At 41.0% G+C, this 19,070-nt stretch carries 16 protein-coding genes; 1 reads left to right on the top strand and 15 read right to left on the bottom strand.

Features of this window, described 5'->3' with window-relative positions; genetic code table 11:
* Positions 1-14 precede the first annotated feature (14 nt).
* From L6410_RS04470 to L6410_RS04405, 14 genes are all read right to left on the bottom strand, one after another.
* Entirely contained in the window at positions 15-617 is a 603-nt protein-coding gene (locus tag L6410_RS04470; protein ID WP_237396355.1) for an alpha/beta hydrolase, read from the bottom strand.
* 366 nt (positions 618-983) lie between these two features.
* Positions 984-1,952: a VOC family protein gene (locus L6410_RS04465; RefSeq protein ID WP_172040315.1), complete on the bottom strand. Its 969-nt coding sequence runs from the start codon at positions 1,950-1,952 to the stop codon at positions 984-986.
* A gap of 129 nt (positions 1,953-2,081) precedes the next feature.
* Positions 2,082-2,789, bottom strand: coding sequence for an MIP/aquaporin family protein (locus tag L6410_RS04460; protein ID WP_160864177.1), 708 nt, complete (start codon positions 2,787-2,789; stop codon positions 2,082-2,084).
* A 13-nt stretch (positions 2,790-2,802) separates the two neighbouring features.
* Positions 2,803-4,632, bottom strand: a complete 1,830-nt coding sequence (gene glpO / locus L6410_RS04455; RefSeq protein ID WP_172025537.1) for a type 1 glycerol-3-phosphate oxidase — start codon at positions 4,630-4,632, stop codon at positions 2,803-2,805.
* Positions 4,633-4,707: 75 nt separating this feature from the next.
* Complete coding sequence (gene glpK / locus L6410_RS04450; RefSeq protein ID WP_172039091.1) at positions 4,708-6,222, bottom strand: glycerol kinase GlpK; 1,515 nt, start codon at positions 6,220-6,222, stop codon at positions 4,708-4,710.
* 211 nt (positions 6,223-6,433) lie between these two features.
* A complete protein-coding gene (locus L6410_RS04445; RefSeq protein WP_172055713.1) occupies positions 6,434-7,900 on the bottom strand; it encodes an AcpB/EbpR/MafR family transcriptional regulator in 1,467 nt (488 codons plus the stop codon).
* Entirely contained in the window at positions 7,890-9,239 is a 1,350-nt protein-coding gene (locus L6410_RS04440; protein WP_172055712.1) for an NAD(P)/FAD-dependent oxidoreductase, read from the bottom strand. Before L6410_RS04440 ends, L6410_RS04445 begins: the two co-directional genes overlap by 11 nt.
* Before the next feature lie 488 nt (positions 9,240-9,727).
* Complete coding sequence (gene dapA, locus L6410_RS04435; protein WP_024392817.1) at positions 9,728-10,663, bottom strand: 4-hydroxy-tetrahydrodipicolinate synthase; 936 nt, start codon at positions 10,661-10,663, stop codon at positions 9,728-9,730.
* Positions 10,664-10,733: 70 nt separating this feature from the next.
* Complete coding sequence (locus L6410_RS04430; RefSeq protein ID WP_237396354.1) at positions 10,734-11,810, bottom strand: aspartate-semialdehyde dehydrogenase; 1,077 nt, start codon at positions 11,808-11,810, stop codon at positions 10,734-10,736.
* 287 nt (positions 11,811-12,097) lie between these two features.
* Entirely contained in the window at positions 12,098-12,385 is a 288-nt protein-coding gene (locus tag L6410_RS04425) for a DUF1905 domain-containing protein (RefSeq protein ID WP_237396685.1), read from the bottom strand.
* Between the two features lie 8 nt (positions 12,386-12,393).
* Positions 12,394-13,047 carry a DNA alkylation repair protein gene (locus tag L6410_RS04420; protein ID WP_237396351.1) on the bottom strand — a complete coding sequence of 218 codons (654 nt, stop codon included), beginning with the start codon at positions 13,045-13,047 and terminating at the stop codon, positions 12,394-12,396.
* A 1-nt stretch (position 13,048) separates the two neighbouring features.
* Complete coding sequence (locus L6410_RS04415) at positions 13,049-13,546, bottom strand: GNAT family N-acetyltransferase (protein ID WP_237396349.1); 498 nt, start codon at positions 13,544-13,546, stop codon at positions 13,049-13,051.
* Positions 13,547-14,164 (bottom strand): DUF5052 family protein, encoded by a 618-nt coding sequence (locus L6410_RS04410; RefSeq protein WP_237396347.1) that lies wholly within the window; start codon positions 14,162-14,164, stop codon positions 13,547-13,549.
* Positions 14,165-14,693: 529 nt separating this feature from the next.
* Positions 14,694-16,010 (bottom strand): FAD-containing oxidoreductase, encoded by a 1,317-nt coding sequence (locus L6410_RS04405; protein ID WP_237396340.1) that lies wholly within the window; start codon positions 16,008-16,010, stop codon positions 14,694-14,696.
* Positions 16,011-16,204: 194 nt separating this feature from the next.
* Here L6410_RS04405 and L6410_RS04400 point away from each other — a divergent pair, with 194 nt between their 5' ends.
* Positions 16,205-17,029, top strand: a complete 825-nt coding sequence (locus L6410_RS04400; protein WP_237396338.1) for a PrsW family glutamic-type intramembrane protease — start codon at positions 16,205-16,207, stop codon at positions 17,027-17,029.
* Positions 17,030-17,333: 304 nt separating this feature from the next.
* On the opposite strand, the gene L6410_RS04395 is transcribed toward L6410_RS04400, so the two are convergent.
* Entirely contained in the window at positions 17,334-19,004 is a 1,671-nt protein-coding gene (locus tag L6410_RS04395; protein ID WP_172054982.1) for a formate--tetrahydrofolate ligase, read from the bottom strand.
* Between the last annotated feature and the right edge of the window lie 66 nt (positions 19,005-19,070).

Below are 19,070 nucleotides of genomic sequence, written 5' to 3'. Positions count from 1 at the left end.
TTGAACATATTGGTTCAGGCCTTTTCGTTTATTCTTTCTTGGTACCAATTTCTCACATAGGTCAATTCGTCTTGACTTAGAAAGTGCCCTTTGTCAAAACGAGCTAGGTTGGCTTTGGGAAAGGCTGACGCTTGCCAGTCATCTACAAAATTTTCAAGAGCAACTTGGTCGACGAGATGGTCATTCTGCCCCAGTGTAAACAAAATCTCTGCTCTGCTATTTTCCATAGGAAACGCATAATCTAAAGCCGAGGGGTGGAGCAAGATATAATTATCCGCCAAATTTGACTGTTTGGTTAACAAGCCCATGATGAAGTTAGCACCATTTGAAAAGCCAACGAAGGTAATCTGCTGGTAGGATTGAGTAGCTAAGTCCTGCCAAAAATCCAGAAAAGCCGACAAGCGCAGTTCAAAATCGACAAGATCCAGCTGACCGTCAATCAGCGGAGCAAAGAAACGCCTGTCCCTACCCTGGCCCCAACTTCCATCCAAGGAAAGGACAGAGTCTTCTGGATCCAGCTGTTGGCGAAGAAAGAGCATTGATTCCTTGTTGCCACCTGTACCATGGAAAAAGACCAAGAGACGGGGACTGGTCCCTTTGATAAAGCAATAATCCATATCTCTTTTCTCCTAATATCGTCATTCAGTTTATCTTTTATTACTTCGACGTACGAGGAAACTTCGTTTCCCTATTTCCAACTTCAAACGAGGCTGGGCAAAAAGCCCAGGACCACTACTCAGAGTTCGTGTCAACATCTCAGCGCAGTGGTTGATTGGCAGATTTGTTCGTGTTTTGCACTCCAAATCTGGCCTAATCAACTGTGCGGGGGTGGGAAGACGAACTCTTTTTATCTTGGTCGAGTTCTTTCCCACTCCCATTTGAACTCGCTTTGCCGTACTCCAGTACTGCCTGCAGCTGTTGATGCGAACTTTGTTCGCTCTATTTCCAACCTCCAACTATCTCCCAGATAGTTGGAGCGAGTACTAAATGCAAACTGAAAGACTATAACGGTGGGAGAGATTTTTTTCGATTTCCTGTCTGTCCTCTTCAAAGAAACTTGGCAAGAATAACTCGACTTCATCCAGTTGATCTTTTTGAGTTGGCATAGGAGCTTCCCGTTCACCTGTCATCGTTGCAACCTCAAACATGAGATAATTTGGCGCTCGGAAGTACAAGGAATACATGAAATCTCGATTGATAATACCAGAATGTGGACGATTTTGATGGTTCAAATGGTCAACCATTTCTTCTAAATCAGATTCATCAAGCACGCCGAAAGCAACATGATGTATGCCACCAACACCAATTACACTTATTTTTGATTCCTTATCAACCATAACCTGCACTCGGTGTTGAAATTCGTTATCAAACACTAGTGAAATCACTTCTTGTCCTTGGTATTCAAATCGATATTCTTCCACAAAACCAAAACGGTCCTCAAGTAAGTCAATTAGAGCTTTTTCTTCACGAACCCGCATCTGTATGCCCGCTATACCTAGAATTGCCACATCAACCGGTATATCCTTGGTCTCGACTGGAAGCATGTCACCAGTGGATTCATAATAGGTTAATCCAAGTAACTGGCCATCCTCATCTTGGAAATTCAAGATATGCCCATTTCCAAAGGCCTGAATTCCTTCATTTTCCACTTCAAACTCTGTCAATCTTTTCTGCCAAAATTCCAAGGCAGCAAAATCTTTGACTAGAAAAATGGTTCGTTCCAAACGATTTGCCCCCTCCCGTTGTCGAGGTAGTGTCGGCATATCAAAAATGGTGAATTCCGTTCCAAAGCGGCCTTCGGCATCTCCAAAAAACAAATGATACATAGAAGAATCGTCCTGATTTACCGTCTTTAAGGTTAATTTTAAGCCGAGAATATGATGATAAAAATGATAGGCTTGATGAATATTTCCAACCAAGCTTGAAATGTGATGAATACCTGTATTGTTCATAAGAATACCTCTTTGATTATGATAAGGTTATTTTATCACTAATTATTGATAGATTACAATCTTTTGCTCACGATTGACAGCCAAGTAAAAAAACTTCCCTAACCATTGCTGATTAGAGAAGGATATTTCTTAAAATATGAGACCATATAGGATAGCCGCCAGCAAGCCGCCGATGATTGGACCAACTACTGGTACCCATGCATAACCCCAATCTGAATCTCCCTTGTGCTTCAATGGAAGAATGGCATGCATGATACGAGGACCAAGGTCACGCGCAGGGTTTAGGGCATATCCTGTTGGACCACCAAGAGAAACACCGAGGGAAACAATCAAACCGCCGACGATTAAAGTGCCAAGACCTGTTGGAAAATCATACTGACCGAAAGCCAGTAATCCCAAGACCAAAACAAAGGTTCCGATTGCTTCACTAATTGTATTAGAAACTAAGTTGCGGATGGCAGGTCCAGTAGAGAAAGTTGCCAATACAGCACCAGTGTCCTCTGTTGCGTCGTAGTGGTCTTTGTACATGAGGTAAACCAAGATACTTCCGATAAAGGCTCCGATAAATTGAGCAAGGATATAAGGGACTACAGACCCCCATGGGAGATTTCCTGCAAAGGCCATTGCAATTGATACAGCTGGATTGAGGTGGGCAGGTCCCAATAAACCACTCACAAAAGCTGCCATGGCTACTGCTAGACCCCAACCAATTGTGATTACAATCCAACCAGCATCCTTGGCCTTACTCTTATCTAGTACTACTCCTGCTACCACACCATTACCTAGTAAGACTAGTAAGGCGGTTCCCAATACTTCACCGATTAATTCATTTGTCATCATGCACCTCTTTCTATTTTTCTTTTAAATAGGTCAAATCATTCTTAACAAGTGTTTCTGCTAACAATTGTTCCTGTTGAGCAACTTCTTCCTCAGACCATGCATAATAAGCTGCCATTTCTTTCAAAATGTCTGGTGCTACTGCATCCAACTGCTCACGCATAAAGAGCATGTAGTTGGTACGACGGAGAAGATAGTCAACTGCAGTCAAGGTCATCTCTTCCTTCATAGCATAGTGAAGGGAAAGCAAGTCACGCTTGTTCAAGTCAGAGACGGCTTCTACTTTATGGTTCAATGCAAAAACTTTTGGAGCATTTGAGCCGTACAAGTTTGCCAAGTAAAGCGCATCATCATAGACAAGACCTTTCTTCACACCTAGTTGAGCAAGATGTTCGATTTCTTCTACAACGTTTGCCGGGTTCAATTCACCACCTGATACTGGATAGGTCTTAGAATTGATGAGTTTGAAGCTGCGACCATGTTCTTCTTTGAGGATATCTGCAACCTTTTCCATTGCTCCTTCAGCCATCTTACGGAAGTCTGTAATTTTACCACCTGCAAGAGTCAGCAACCCATTTTCATCGCGATCAAGGGCAGAACCGCGTGATACAGCTGAAGGATCCAAGTGTTTTTCAGAAACACTGCCTTCCAAATGCGTCAAATCATGTTCCACATCGTCTCGTGTCTTTTCATTGTTCAAATAGCCTTTAACCGTTTCAATCAAGCTATTAAAGCTATCATCACTGAGCTTACCATTATTTCCACCGTTGTAGTCAGAAGCTCCATTTCCAGACAAGAGGGGACGAAGACCTGCCCAGCCGCTCTCGATGTCATCCAAGGTCAAGTTTGCTTCTGGAAAGCGATTGTTGACAATATCAAGCAGGTAGTCAACGTCTTCTTGGGTTACCATTGGATTCGCCAAATCACCAGTATAATCTGTATCTGTTGTACCAAAATAGGTTTTATTTTCACGTGGAAGTACAAAGACCATGCGACCATCTGCGTGACCTGTATCAAAATAAGTCGGCTGTGGCACAGACAAGCGAGAGCTGTCGACAACTAGGTGCACACCCTTGGTTGGACGCATCTGGAGAACGCCTGAACCTTCGCCACCGAGGTTACGCACTTCGTCACTCCAAGGTCCTGTTGTATTGATGACCAAACGAGCATGAATTTCAAAGGTGCTATCTGTCAGCAAATCACGAGCAACAATTCCGATAACTTTTCCAGCCTCATCTTTGATGAATTTCTCAGCTTTGACACGGCTGGCAATCAAGGCACCATCTTTGGCTGCACGTTTGATGTTCTCAATGACCAAGCGTGCATCATTATTGCGGAAGTCGAGGTAGACACCACCACCAATCAATCCTTCTTGCTTCAAGTTTGGTTCACGTTCAAGAACTTCTTCTTTTGTCAAGACCTTATTGGCCATTGCAGTATTGTTGACGCCAGCCAAGAGATCATACAGGTCCATGGCTACTTTCAAACGGAAGAGGCTGAAGGTAGAACCAGGCTCATCATAAACTGGTAAAAGCATTGGGTCTGGCTTTGGAATATGTGGGGCAATATTTTGTACTACTGCGCGTTCAGATACAGTATCGGATACCACTTCCACGTCAAATTGTTTCAAATATCGTAATCCACCATGGACCAATTTAGTTGAGCGACTTGAAGTGCCTTCTGCAAAGTCTTGCATCTCAATCAAGGCTGTTTCCATGCCACTTGCCGCTGCCTGTAAAGCCACACCAGCACCTGTAATACCTCCCCCGATAATGAGGAGATCTAGTTGACGATCCTGCATTCGTTCAATGGCTAAGCGTCTTGTTTCTTTTGAAAATTCCATACGATTCACTTCCTAACTTTCGAATAGGACTGTCTAGCAAGAGGAAAACCTTCATTCCCCTAGCTAACAAGTCCTTTATTGCTCCTCATCCACTTCTGCAAATAGTTGAGTTGCTGCAACAGCTTTTTTCCATCCCTTGTAAAGTTGTTCCTTACGAGCTTCGTTCATGGTTGGTTGGAAAGATTGGCCGACAGCGTTGAGTTCTTTCAATTCATCCAAATCTTTCCAGAAACCAACTGCTAAACCTGCTAGGAATGCTGCTCCAAGAGCTGTAGTTTCAAGGTTTTGTGCGCGTGCGATTTCGATACCCAAGATATCTGCTTGGAATTGCATGAGGAGGCTATTCATAGCTGCACCACCGTCAACCTTCAAGACAGAAATATCAATATCTGTGTCTATTTGCATGGTATCAATGACATCACGAACCTGGTAAGCAATGGATTGAAGCGTTGCTTTGACGAAGTCTTCTTTTGTTGTACCACGTGTCAATCCAAAGACTGATCCACGCGCATCTGAGTTCCAATACGGAGCTCCAAGTCCTGTAAAGGCTGGAACAACATAGACTTCATCATTGCTGGTAGACTTCCGAGCAAGCTCTTCTGACTCAGGTGATGTAGTCACCATTCGCATGCTGTCACGGAGCCATTGAACCGCAGAACCAGCGATAAAGATAGAGCCTTCCAAAGCATAGTAGACTTTGCCGCCGATACCATAGCCAATTGTTGTGAGAAGGTTGTTCTGTGACAACTGCATCTCTTCACCTGTATTCATCACGATGAAGGAACCAGTTCCGTAAGTATTTTTCACCATACCTGGCTCAAATGCCAATTGTCCAAATAGAGCTGCCTGTTGGTCACCTGCCATACCTGAGATTGGCACTTCTGCGCCATAGAAATGGAATGGAGCTGTTGTACCGTAAACTTCAGAGTTTGAACGAACTTCCGGCAACATGGCTTTTGGAATATTGAGAAGAGATAAAATTTCATCATCCCATTTCAACTCTTCAATGTTGTAGAGCATGGTACGAGCTGCGTTTGAATAATCCGTCACATGCTGTTTGCCATCTGTTAACTTCCACACTAACCAAGTATCAATGGTTCCGAACAGAATCTCACCTTTTTCAGCACGTTCCTGTGCTCCAGGGACTTGGTCTAAAATCCAACGAACTTTGGTTGCTGAGAAGTAGGCGTCGACTACAAGTCCTGTTTTTTTATGAATCATATCTGCGTAACCATCCGCCTTCAGCTGGTCAGCAATATGAGCTGTTTGACGAGATTGCCAGACAATTGCATTGTAAATCGGAAGGCCTGTTTCCTTATCCCAGACCACCGTTGTTTCCCGTTGGTTGGTAATACCAATTCCTTCGATTTGATCAGGACGAACACCGCTTTCAATAAAGGAACCTGCAATCACAGACTGAACAGAATTCCAAATTTCATTTGCGTTATGTTCAACCCAACCTGGTTTAGGGAAAATTTGCGTAAACTCTTTTTGGTAACTGCCAACTTTTTCACCTTTTTTATTGAAGATAATGGCACGTGAACTTGTAGTTCCTTGGTCAATGGCCATGATGTATTTTTCAGTAGACATAGGTCTCCCTCCTGTTTGTTTATCTTTTTTGAAAACGCTTCCGTTTTCTTGGTAACTCTATTCTAACCCATTCCCGGCAATGTATCCTATCAATTTTTTTTAAAAAATAAAAAAATTTGATATAAGTGAGCTAGAAAGTCCAGCAAATCAACATATATCAAATTTTTTCAAGCAACTATTTTGTTCCTGCTAAAGATATTTTTTCAATCAGTTACCGATGTTCTATTGGAAAAGGTGTTTGAGTTGCAATTTTTTCTGATTGTCTTGCCTTTTGATTGTACAGGTCTTGTATAATAGATTTCAATTGTACAACGTCATGCATTTTTAATTGAGTTCCTAAATAATAAATAGGGCATGGCGATTCGTTTAGGTAGTCAGTGATAATGAAATCATAAGATTCTCCATTCTGATAGGGGTCTATAAGCACCTGACGATTGCCTTCAAGCTTTTCTCTCAACTGCATTAATAAAGGATAGGATAAAACCTCATGCAAAGAAGATGCGAAACCAATTTTGACCTGTATCGGCTGTACCTGACTAAAATATACATATAAGGCTATGATTTTTGGATAATAGCCAGCCATTACCTGATCAGCATCTAAACTTCTATGAAAAGCTGTTTTAAAGACATTTTTTAATAATTGGGCTGCTTCGTCTTCAAATGAAAGTTCTTGTACCACTTCAAGTTCAAGCGTAGATTGAAAGAAATACAATTGACTCATGGTCTGATTCAAATGATAAAGGGCCTCTTCTGAAATCGACAAGGACTCTCCTAGGTGTGAACGAAAAACGTGCAAAGCAAGTGACGTTGCTTCCATAATTGGACCACCAAAGCCCAGAACCTGTTCCAACTGATGTGGTTCTAAAATAAAATGACTAAACAAAAATGCAAATAATGCCATGATCTCACCTTCCTGAAAGGAAGCAGATTGTTGTTGTCCCACTGTCAGATACATCTTCCGCAATTGTCGATAAAATTTATGGTCCTGATAAGGTCTCATAAGGCTATACAGTGCCTTATAATCCAACTGTTGTAACTTAGACCGTTGTTGTGAAATCATCAACCATAATAAAAGACGATAGGCCTGTTTAGGATTGAGTTTTGACTGATAAAAGCGTTCAAATAAGGGTAATAAGGCGTCCAAATGGCGTCTGGCAAATTCCTCTTGGTATTTGGAGCTAACAGTTGTCAAGAGGAGGATTTGGTGTAATAAATACCGAATTTGAAGCTCGCTTCCTTTTAACCGACCGCTTTTAATGGCGATGCCGAATTCAGCCAGTAATTGGTTTAGTGATGCGATATGGCGATTGAGCGTTGCCTCACTAATTAGTAATTCTTGAGACAATGTCTGTAAAGAAACATCTTCTTTATCCAATAAAAATACAATGATCTGATACTTTATACTTGGTTGAAAAAGATAAGATAATATTTGTTCTTGACTTAGTTGAGCATCTTTTTGTAGAGAAACCTTTTCTTCCTCAAGGTGAAATAAAAGACCCAATTCGGCAGCATGCGACTCTTCATTAAATGATTCTATATAGCGCAATAAAGTTGATTTTGTCAGATCTAAATGGCGACATACATCTTTCAGCAAGGGAGCGTCTTTTCTGTTTTCCACAAACAGGAGTAACTGATAAATAGCTCGTTCGCGTTTTTCCAATAGGGAATCAATCTGCATAGTCAACCTCCATATGTGCTAGGTTTTCTTGCCGAATATATTCCTGAGCTGCTTCTACCATCATTGGCACCAAGGGAGTCTTACCTGGAAGACATAACCAAGATTGTTGGACTAAATCAAATACTGTTAAACCATTTGAAATGGCAAGTGACAAGGCATCCATTTGTTCAATATGATCGACAACAGAAACGAGTTGACCTCCTACGATCCGTCCATTTTCATCTACAATCAATTTTAAATCAGCCATTTCTGATTCCCATTGACTGTATGGGCTCCTCATCCGAATCGACTTACACTTCAGCCATAAATTTGCTTCACTTTCTGTTAACCCAATACTAGTCACATAATAGCCAAACAAGCGACTCGATACAATCCGTTGAGTTTTTTTCAATGGAATACTTTGCATCACTAGGTTCTGAGCAGCTAGTCTACCAGTTCGAATAGCATGATGAATCATTGGAAGATAAGCTTGACCAAAATATTCTACTGGTAAACTTATCAAATCTCCCACAGCAAAAATATTTTTCTGGCTCGTTTCAAGAAATTCATTTACCCAAACAGTTCCTTCAACATTTATTCTCAGGAGACTTTTTACCAACTGAATATTGGGTATCAAATTGGTTGATGGAAGAACAAAATCAGCTCGATAATTTCCATTTACAGTCTGGCAAATCAGTTGCTTATCCTGTTCATCTATCTCAATCTGATTCACAGTTTCAGATAAATGTACCTGAATTCCTCTTTGTTCCATTTCCAGACGAATGGGCTCAACCATCTCCTCATCAAGATACTTCGCCAACAGGGAATCTTGCGCCTCAAACACAAGTAACTTCAAATTCCGTTGACTCAGTGCATCTAAGCTTTCCAAGCCAATCTGACCCGCTCCAATCACTGCAATAGTTTTTGCTTGCTTTATTTTTTCTAGACTACTTTGCGCTTGAGTAAGGGTCTTAGATCGAATCAAGTAGTCCTGAAGTTCTTCCTGGCCCCATTCCCACGTTTGACTGGCACCCATAGCTAAGATCAGACGATCATAGCTTAGTTCACTGATGACATTTTGCTGTCTCAATTTAAGCCGACTCGTTTCAGGATTAATGGCTAAACACTCAGTTTCAAAGAGACAGGTAATGGTAGTCTGCAATAGTTCCTTGTACAAAGAAATCCTTGCTTCCTCCCATTCGGTCATGCGATTTGACAATTTCCAGTTTAAGGCATTTGGAAAAAAGGCAACATCCGTTTCTCGATCAATCAATGTAATCTGAGCATCTTTATACAATTTTCTACACTCCAAAGCTGCACTCAATCCAGCAAATGAAGCTCCAATAATAACAATTTTCATACTTGCTCCTTCATCCTTTTTTGTCATTATAACAAGAAATCAACAAGAATGGAAAGGCTTGCAACTGGAAAATGGAGAATAAAAAATGATTTTTAGAAATGTTGTGCTTTCTAATATTTGTTTATCTAAGAAAAAAATAAAAACACGGATTTTCAAATTACTGATTTAAAAATCTGTGTTCTTTCTAATAATTTTCAGAAAACAAACAGTCATTGTTTATTTTTTGTTTTTAGGCTCGCGTTAAAACACTTCGCTTTTGGGTTTTCAGGCTCAGGTCTCTGTGGTCACTTTCGTATTTCTTGGTGACCAGCTAATATACTTCGCTTTTTTATTTTTCAGGCTCAGGTCTCTTTGGTCACTTTCGTATTTCTTGGTGACCAGCTGAAACAGTTCCCCGAACTGTTTCACTCCACTGGACTATTCGTATCCCCTGACTGTCCTCGCTTTTGAATTTCTAGGCTCGGGTTAAAAACGTCCACTGGACGTTTTTAATAATCCGGTCTGACTACTCCTGTGACGGTGGCTTTTGTTGCTTCGTAATCGCCGTCTACAACGACCTTGATGATGCGTTTTGCATCTTCAACAGGACATGGTACGAGTGGTAGGCGAAGCGGTCCAACTTCAAATCCTAGATAATTTAATACTGCTTTCACCGGTGCAGGGCTTGGATATGAGAATAAGGCATTGACTTTCGGAATAAATTTCCGTTGAATGGCTGCCGCTGTTTTGATATCTTGCTGGGCGATAGCGGAAATCATTTCGTACATCTCATCACCATTGGTATGGGACGCGACAGAGATGACCCCATCAGCTCCCAGATTCATTGCATGGAAAGCATCACCATCTTCACCAGTATAGACTAAGAAATCTTCTGGTTTGTGCTCAATCAAATAAGCCATATTGGCAAGGCTAGTACACTCCTTGACGCCGATAATATTAGGATGTTCAGCCAAACGCAACATGGTTTCAGGAGTCATTTCCACCACTACACGTCCAGGAATATTGTAAATGATTATTGGTAAATCAGAAGCGTCAGCAATGGCCTTAAAGTGCTGATACATTCCCTCTTGAGATGGCTTATTGTAATAAGGAACAATAGCCAAACCAGCTGCAAAACCGCCAAAAGCTGCGACTTCTTTGGCAAACTCAATTGAGTCACGGGTATCGTTAGTACCAATACCAGCAATTAGAGGAACACGGCCATTGACAATTTTTTGAACTGCACCAAACAACTCCAATTCTTCTTCGTGTGTCAATGTCGGACTTTCGGCTGTTGTACCTGCTAATAAAATACCTTCCGTATGATGTGCCAACAAATGCTCAATTAATTCTGGTAAAACGTCAAAATTGATAGAACCATCTTCTTTGAAAGGGGTAATCATCGCTGTGATAATTTTTACATCACGTAAATCTTGAATAGACATCGTACTTCCTCTCTTCTTGTTGCTAAAAAAGGCTGAGCGCAGCCTTTTGTGTACTTCTGTTAATAAGTTCTTATTTCAATTCAAATTTCAGCTCTGTTGTTGGACGAACAAGACCACGTTCATGAAGTGTTTCTGCGATTTGAACTGAGTTCCACGCAGCACCTTTCAACAAGTTATCTGAAACAACCCACATATGGATACCATTTTCCTTGTCCAAATCCTTACGAATACGACCAACAAAGGTATCACGACTTCCAACCGCATTGACCGCTTGAGGATAAATTTGGTTAGCAACATCATCTTCGAGAACAGCACCTGGGAAATCAGCGATTGCTGCTTTGACTTCATCAATCGGAGCAATCTCTTTTGTCTCAATGTAAACAGATTCTGAGTGAGCTGACAAAACTGGAATACGAACACAGGTTGCAGAAACGGCAATACTATCATCTTCCATGATTTTCTTCGTTTCCTTCGTCATTTTCATCTCTTCGTAAGTATAGTCATTTTCAGTGAAGAGGTCAATTTGAGGAAGTGCATTGAATCCAATTGGGTAATGTTTCTTATCACCACCAGAAGGAAGAATGTTCGCTTCAACAGCTTTTGGATCAACACCATCATTCAATACAGCTCGAAGTTGAGCCTGCGTTTCTAGGATTGCACCCATACCTGCACCAGATACAGCTTGATAAGTTGAAACGATAATCCGTTCCAAGCCCCACTTCTGACGAATTGGTTCCAAAGCAACCATCATTTGAATAGTTGAACAGTTTGGACAAGAGATAATTCCATTATGTGCATCCAAAGCATGTGCATTAACCTCAGGAACAACCAAAGGAACATCAGGATTTTGACGGAAATAAGATGTATTATCTACAACAACTGCACCCGCCTTAACCGCGTATGGAGCGAACTTAGCAGATGTAGAACCACCAGCTGAGAAAAGTGCAATATCAACACCTTCAAAGGCAGTTTCAGTCGTTTCTTCGATAACAATCTCTTGTCCTTTAAATTGAAGGGTTTTTCCCGCAGAGCGAGCAGAAGCTAATAAACGTACTTTTTCGATTGGAAGAGTTGATTCTTCCAACATTTTAATCATTTGCGCACCAACTGCACCTGTCGCACCAACGACAGCCACTACATATGCCATAAGTATCTCCTTTAGATCAATTCTTCAAAATTTTCAAAAAATTTATTATTTCTTAATTATACCACATTTTATACAAATGAAAAGTATAAAAATGAAAAAAAGCCCACCAAAAATGGTGGGTAAGGGCATCATTGCTGATGAGAATAGCAGGTTCACAACAACTATTCAAGGTCCGCTCCTGCGTTTCAATTAAATGAAGACCTCCCTAGCGTCGAATGTGACTAAGTCACTACTCGGCTCATCGCATGAACCTATTCTATCATAATTTGACAGTTTTGCAAGTCTAACTACTCAAACCGCTCTCGAATGGTTACGAACACCGTATCTCCAGGTTGCTTACCGATTGTAGCTCTAATAGCCTTCTGGATACCGAGGATATAACAAATATTGCCCTCTTCATCCTTCATTCCCATATTGACAATAGAGCCATCATAGGGATGCCCATCAAAAGTCGCATGTACTTTTACTCTCCCCTTCCCAAATTCCTGACGGATATCATATGGGAAAATAATATATGCTCCACCCTTATCCGGGACAGGATGGATAACTGCATCAAATTCATATACTTTTGTCATCATTCAACCTATAAATACTTACTTGCTTCACGAATCGATAAACTTGCCATTTGATGTTGGTATTTTCCCAGAAAGTCTCGTACCCATTCAGGATTGGTCTTGGAATAATCCCGCAAACTCCAGCCAATTGCCTTATTGATAAAAAATTCTGTCTGATTGAGATTATTGATCAGGATTTGTTCCAACAGTTCCGTATTCGTCTTTTCTTTTTGGAGAAGCTGGTGGTCAATGGCAATCCGTCTCAACCAGAAATCGTCATCCAAACTCCATTCCAAGATTGTCTGCTTGGCCTCTGGATTGTCCAAAACAATCTTACCGACTAGTTTATCTAATCCATCAATACTATCCCACCAAGACTTACTTTGAGCCAGTTTTTTCAAACGGGGTAAATCAGCTAGAACCAAGTCTTTTTTCTTGGTAACCAGATAATCAATGGCGATATATTGAAACTCACGGTAGGGTTTGACCCAGCAAGCCTCTACAAAGTCCCAGTCAATTCCCTGAGCCTTAGATTCTTTGAAAAATTGCCTAGCAACTTTTCGACGGTCAGGTGTCCGAACACCTAGAAAGTCAAAATTGTTTTTCATGTAGGCCTTCATAGGCTGTGCCTGCCCTTTTTCTGCCAGGGCCAACAATCGTTTTTCCAATTCTACAATATCCATTTTAGTCACCTACAAGAGACTTTTGGAGCCAGACGATATCATGCCAAGTGCCAAATTTATATCCAACTTTTTTAAAATGAGCCACCTGCTGATATCCTCTCTTTTCATGCAAGGCAATGGAAGCAGGATTTGGTAAGGCAATGCAGGCTAAAAAGTTTTTGAACCCACGCGCAGTCAATTCCTCCTCCAAAGCAGTGTAGAGCAAGTTCCCAATCCCTTTTCCACGCGCTTCTTTTTGAACATAGACCGACATTTCTACCGTCCAATCATAGGCTGCACGTGCATAATAGGTCGATGCATAGGCATATCCCACTATCTGTCCCTCTTCGACTGCGACCAGATAGGGGAATTTTTTCAATGTTTTTTCAATTCTATTCGCAAAATCTTCTACTGCAGGTACTTGTGTTTCAAAAGTAATGGCAGTTTTTTCAACATACGGGGCATAAATGGCCACCAAATTTGCCGCATCTTCAACCTGCGCATTCCGAATCTCTATCATTTAATTCTCCAATAGCTCTCTGTCATAAATGGTATAGTCACAACGATAGATAATCAACCGTTTGCCATCAACTAAAAGCTCAGAAGTCTTTGGTGCATCTGAAGCATATAGCGAAACTTTATCTCCAACATAGGTTGCCAAAGGTGTACCATTTTGTGACCGAATAAGCACCACCTTTGCCTTACCAGTAAAATCATTTTTCAAACTTGAAACCATGCGATTCACCAAGGGGATCGAACGGTCATAATTGGCAATATCTACCGTTGTTTGGTATTTGGCATATAGGTCTTCCAATCCCTCTTCCGCCGCAATCAAGGATGAACCAACATGATCAATCTCATATTGACCTAAGGTTACTTTTAAAACAGACGAATCTGCATTTGAATAGCCTTCAGCATCCACAGAGTCAAACTCTTGGTTGCGAGAAATTGACAAGGATTTCCCAGACATTTCATCAATTAATTGAGAATTTTCATCAAAAGTTCGAACGGTCATTTCTAGACCAATCCATTCTTCCTTGGTGTTCTTCCACCAGTTCGTAATCGATTGACAGGCTGACAAAGTAAACAAACTTGCGACTAAGATAGCACTAAGTGCTAGTTTTTTATTCCATTTCATATAACACCTCCAAAGTGTGATACCTTATTGTAACATGGAAAGGGCTGTGGTACTAAAAATTCAACTATATTTTGTTCAATCATCAGTAAAAAAATATTTCTTTCTAACCCATTCGGAAACAAATAAGTGAACAAATTGGAATCTGAGTAAGTTTATTATGATCATATCACACCTACCCCCACATGTGTCTACAAATATGAATACACCTGCTTATCACTCTACCTGTTCTTTCAGGCCATCTTCTACTCATTTTTAAGACTTTTTTAATGTTCTATTGGTATTCTTTTAACCATGTCATACCAAAGAAAAAATCGAAAAAAATCATTCCCATTTAAATGGGGAATTATCGCACTATCACTTTTAGCAAGTTGACGATTTTGTTCAGTTGGTCCAAGCGTATTACAACATAATGTAAATAATAGCTGAAAATTTAATTTACTTGCTAGATAATTTTCAACACAAAAACAGATGTTCACCAAGCAGCGAGCATCTGTTTTTTTATTGTTCAGTATCTAATAGACCCGACTATTTAAAAATTAAAGACATCATTCAAATTCTCAGCCATAGTCGGATGGGTGAAAATCTGCATTTTGAAGTAGGTATAAGGAATCTTATTGTCGATTGCCATAGCAATCAAGTTAATCAGCTCCTCAGAATTGCGACCAAAGAGAGTCGCACCTAGAATAAGCTTGCTTTCCTTATCCACGATGACCTTGAAAATGCCTTTGAGGTCATTATTGACATGGGCACGTGGCATATTGGCAACAGGCAATTCATTGGCAATGTAGTCGTAACCTGCTTCCTTGGCTTCCTTCTCGGTCAGACCAACACGAGACAGCACAGGCGTAATAAAGACGCTGGTTGGAATAGACTTGCGTTGGCTCAAGCTATAAGTTCCAGTCCCAGTCAACTTGCCGAAGACGATACGGAAGTCGTCTAGGGATGTGTAAGTGAATTGTGGACCGCCATTGACATCGCCCACTGCGTAGACACCTGGAACCGTGGTTTCACAGTAGTCATCCACCTTAACAGCACCATTTTCCAGAAGCTCAATCGCCGTATTTCCCAAGCCCAAGTCAGCAGTGTTCGGCACACGACCTGTCGCATAGAGGACAGCATCAAAGACTGCCGATTCTCCATTAACCGTCAGGGCAACCTGCTCGCCCGTAGCTGCGACTTGCTCAATTTTAGCACCCAAAACGAAGGTCACGCCAGCTTCTTCCATATACTCCTTGGCTAACTGAGCGACTACTTCCTCTTCTCTTGGTAAAATAGCAGAGCTGGCTTCATATACCGTCACCTGACTACCGAGTTTGCTGTAGAGTCCAGCAAATTCCAGTCCAATGTTGCCTCCGCCGATAATAGCCAACCTATCAGGACGAGTTTCCAAGTTCTGAATGCCTGTACTATCATAAACGTGAGCTGTATCCAACAAACCTGGAATTGGAAGCACGCGCGACTTAGCACCTGTATTGATGACAATAGTTTCCGCAGTCAGTTGGATGGATTCCTCACCTGCTGATACTTCCACAACCTTATCCGCCACAAAACGCGCGTGTCCTTGATACAAACTAGCACCACTGCCTTTCAAGACTGCCTCGTTTTTGTTTCGCAAGCGAGTAGTGACTGTTTCTTTTTGTTCCATGACCTGCTCGAAAGTCCAGTTTTTATCTGCTGCAACTAAAAGAGTCTTGGTTGGAATACAGCCAATATTGATACAAGTCCCGCCAAACATAGCAGGATTTTCCTCTACTAAGGCAACCTTCTTCCCAGCTGCTGACAGCTTACCTGCCAAGGTCTTACCAGCCTTTCCAAAACCAATGACTACTAAATCATATTGTTCCATAGGATGCTCCTTTTTTTCTGTTTACTCTTAGTCTATCAAAAATGAATCAATTTAGCATAAAACTGCTACGCTGTGAAAAAATGAAAGAACATAGTAAAAAAATGTTCGGAAAAACCGATAATTACTAGACAAAACTTTTTTTCTTTGTTACAATGTACTCATGCATTAGTTTATTAATACAGAAAGGACACAACATGAAACAACTACTTCATTCTTGTAAAACCTACTTCCCTATCTTGCTGGCAGCGATTGGATTTGTCAGTGGATGTAAAATTGTCTTCGGAGAATTTGGAAAACCCAATGGTATGGAGGATAAATACCCTCTCTTCTTCCTAACGATATCATTAGTTGCAATTTATCTTCTCCCTCTTCTCTTTCTCACTCGCTACTTGGCTAAACGTTATCATATTTCCAAAAAAGTTACAAATCTATCTTGGCTACTTGGTTTAACTGCTGGTATGGCATTCTCAGAAGTTGGTCATGTAGCAATCGGCTACTTTTTACTAGAAATTGTCAAAGTAAGTGACTCCTTTAGAGCTAATTGGGGAGCCGCAGTTGCTGCTCCATTTGCTGAAGAATTTGCTAAAGGTTTGGTTGTTTTGCTTGTCTTACTGATTTGTAGAAAACTAACCCTAAAACATGCTTTAGTCAGCGGAATCATTGCTGGACTTGGTTTCCAACTCATAGAGGACTGCATGTTTACCTTCCGTGATATGTTCATGGGTAAATTAGATGGATTCGAAACCATCATCGAGCGCGTTGGTCAAGCTGGTTGGACCCATTGGGTATTTACAATGCTCTTTGCAATTGGTCTAGTTGCCCTATTGACTAAAGATTCAGGTATGTCAAAAGCACAAGGAGCAGGTTGGCTATTTGCTAGCATGGGACTCCACTTCCTGTTTAATTCTCCCTTCAATACAGGTATCCTCAGTACAGTGTTCCCAGTAATGAGTATCTTACTTGGTTTGCTTGCCTATCACATGGTAGATAAACTCCCTGAATATAGAGATTTGAATTAGCTTTGAAACATTGGCACTTTCGGCTTGGCCTACTTTAGTACTTCTGCAACTCATACTCTTCAAAATTCAAAAGTAAACGTTGTTGACTTGATTTGATGAACTTCAGTTCTATCTGTATCATATCGATTCGAACTATGTTCGCTCAATTTACAACCTCCAAAGGTTCCCCGAACCTTTGGAGCGAGTCTGATTATGATTCTAAATGAGTATCAGTTCCTTATCTGAACTGTCTTCATTCGAGTATAGAAGTAAAAGTATGAATATAGAAAAAAATCCGCGAAAAAAGCGGATTTTTTGTTTCATCTTAGAACAATCCAATTGCAGTGCCGTCTTCTGCTACATCCATATTAAGTGCGGCAGGTGCCTTTGGTAAGCCTGGCATGGTCATAACGTCACCAGTTAAGGCAACAATGAAGCCAGCTCCCAATTTTGGAACAAATTCACGAACGGTGATTTCAAATCCAGTTGGAGCACCCAGTGCAAATTGATTATCTGAAAAACTGTATTGGGTCTTGGCCATGCAGACTGGCAATTGATCCCATCCATTCTTGGCAAATTCAGCCAATTGATTTCGTGCTTTCTTCTCAAAGACAACACCTGTACCACCATAGATTTCTGTGACAATCTTAGTCACTTTCTCTTCTAGACTATCTTCTGATTTGTAAAGGCGTTGGTAGTTTGCAATCTGATTTTCAATTGTTGCAACAACTGTCTCAGCCAACTCAACACCACCATCAGCACCATTTGCCCAAACACTTGCCAATTCGACTGGTACACCGATTTCAGCACACAGTTCTTTCAAGGTTGCAATCTCATCAGCAGTATCTGATACAAATTCATTAATGGCAACAATTGCTGGAATACCAAATTTCTTAATATTTTCAACGTGGCGTTTCAAATTCGCAAAACCAGCTTTCACAGCCTCTACGTTTTCAATAGAAAGATCTGACTTAGCTACACCACCATGCATTTTAAGGGCACGAAGTGTCGCTACAATTACCACAGCATCTGGTGCTTTTGGAAGATTTGGAACTTTGATATCTAGGAATTTTTCTGCGCCTAGGTCTGCACCGAAGCCTGCCTCAGTCACAGTATAGTCTGCTAAGCGCAGAGCTGTTGTAGTTGCAAGAACTGAGTTACAGCCATGAGCAATATTCGCAAATGGTCCACCGTGAACAAAAGCTGGCGTGCCATAGATGGTTTGGACAAGGTTTGGCTTGATAGCGTCTTTCAATATGAGGGTCAAAGCACCTTCCACCGCCAAATCACGCACGTAGACAGGACTACGATCGAAACGATATCCGATAACAATATTTGCCAACCGTTCTTTCAAGTCATTAATGTCTGTCGCCAAACACAAAATTGCCATGATTTCAGAAGCTACGGTAATATCAAATCCATCTTCACGAGGAATACCATTGAGCGGACCGCCCAAGCCAACAGTTACCTTACGAAGAGCACGGTCATTTAAATCAACAACGCGTTTCCAGATGATACGGCGTTGGTCAATACCTAATGCATTTCCCTGATGGAGATGGTTATCAATCAAGGCTGAAAGAGCATTGTTTGCTGTCGTAATGGCATGCATATCGCCAGTAAAATGCAAGTTGATGTCTTCCATTGGCAAGACTTGCGCAAAACCTCCACCTGCAGCGCCACCCTTGATCCCCATCACTGGACCCAATGAAGGCTCACGGAGGGCAATCATGGTTTTCTTTCCAATTTTAGAAAGAGCATCAGCCAAACCGATGGTAATGGTCGACTTACCTTCACCAGCTGGCGTTGGGTTGATAGCTGTTACTAAAATCAACTTTCCAGACGCATTTTCCTTGACTGCATTGATTTTATCGAAAGACAATTTTGCCTTGTATTTTCCGTAAAGTTCAATATCATCAAAGCTGATACCAACTTTTTCAACGATTTCTGTGATTGGTTTCAAGGTTACACTTTGTGCAATTTCGATATCTGACTTCATAACATCTCCTATATTCCTTTTATATAGATATAGTATAGCATAGATTTCATAAATCATGTATTATTT

This window comes from Streptococcus parasuis (assembly GCF_021654455.1).
GTDB classification, from domain to species: domain Bacteria; phylum Bacillota; class Bacilli; order Lactobacillales; family Streptococcaceae; genus Streptococcus; species Streptococcus parasuis.
This window is presented reverse-complemented; position numbering and strand designations above follow the sequence as displayed.